This is a genomic window from Vibrio sp. Vb0888, from assembly GCF_033338835.1.
In the GTDB taxonomy this organism is placed as follows: Bacteria; Pseudomonadota; Gammaproteobacteria; order Enterobacterales; family Vibrionaceae; genus Vibrio; species Vibrio alginolyticus.
Genome location: NZ_JAWOTL010000094.1, coordinates 1 through 1,563 on the forward strand (window position 1 = coordinate 1; position 1,563 = coordinate 1,563).

General features: G+C 53.5%; 1 rRNA gene. It reads right to left on the reverse strand.

The features are described from left to right. Positions 1-1,553 (reverse strand): 16S ribosomal RNA (locus R7P72_RS24105). Positions 1,554-1,563: the final 10 nt, after the last annotated feature.

Sequence of the window (1,563 nt, forward strand, 5' to 3'; positions counted from 1 at the left end):
TAAGGAGGTGATCCAGCGCCAGGTTCCCCTAGCGCTACCTTGTTACGACTTCACCCCAGTCATGAACCACAAAGTGGTAAGCGTCCCCCCGAAGGTTAAACTACCTACTTCTTTTGCAGCCCACTCCCATGGTGTGACGGGCGGTGTGTACAAGGCCCGGGAACGTATTCACCGTGGCATTCTGATCCACGATTACTAGCGATTCCGACTTCATGGAGTCGAGTTGCAGACTCCAATCCGGACTACGACGCACTTTTTGGGATTCGCTCACTTTCGCAAGTTGGCCGCCCTCTGTATGCGCCATTGTAGCACGTGTGTAGCCCTACTCGTAAGGGCCATGATGACTTGACGTCGTCCCCACCTTCCTCCGGTTTATCACCGGCAGTCTCCCTGGAGTTCCCGACATTACTCGCTGGCAAACAAGGATAAGGGTTGCGCTCGTTGCGGGACTTAACCCAACATTTCACAACACGAGCTGACGACAGCCATGCAGCACCTGTCTCAGAGTTCCCGAAGGCACCAATCCATCTCTGGAAAGTTCTCTGGATGTCAAGAGTAGGTAAGGTTCTTCGCGTTGCATCGAATTAAACCACATGCTCCACCGCTTGTGCGGGCCCCCGTCAATTCATTTGAGTTTTAATCTTGCGACCGTACTCCCCAGGCGGTCTACTTAACGCGTTAGCTCCGAAAGCCACGGCTCAAGGCCACAACCTCCAAGTAGACATCGTTTACGGCGTGGACTACCAGGGTATCTAATCCTGTTTGCTCCCCACGCTTTCGCATCTGAGTGTCAGTATCTGTCCAGGGGGCCGCCTTCGCCACCGGTATTCCTTCAGATCTCTACGCATTTCACCGCTACACCTGAAATTCTACCCCCCTCTACAGTACTCTAGTCTGCCAGTTTCAAATGCTATTCCGAGGTTGAGCCCCGGGCTTTCACATCTGACTTAACAAACCACCTGCATGCGCTTTACGCCCAGTAATTCCGATTAACGCTCGCACCCTCCGTATTACCGCGGCTGCTGGCACGGAGTTAGCCGGTGCTTCTTCTGTCGCTAACGTCAAATAATGCAGCTATTAACTACACTACCTTCCTCACGACTGAAAGTGCTTTACAACCCGAAGGCCTTCTTCACACACGCGGCATGGCTGCATCAGGCTTGCGCCCATTGTGCAATATTCCCCACTGCTGCCTCCCGTAGGAGTCTGGACCGTGTCTCAGTTCCAGTGTGGCTGATCATCCTCTCAGACCAGCTAGGGATCGTCGCCTTGGTGAGCCCTTACCTCACCAACTAGCTAATCCCACCTAGGCATATCCTGACGCGAGAGGCCCGAAGGTCCCCCTCTTTGGCCCGTAGGCATCATGCGGTATTAGCCATCGTTTCCAATGGTTATCCCCCACATCAGGGCAATTTCCTAGGCATTACTCACCCGTCCGCCGCTCGACGCCGTTATCGTTCCCCGAAGGTTCAGATAACTCGTTTCCGCTCGACTTGCATGTGTTAGGCCTGCCGCCAGCGTTCAATCTGAGCCATGATCAAACTCTTCAATTTAAGATTTTGT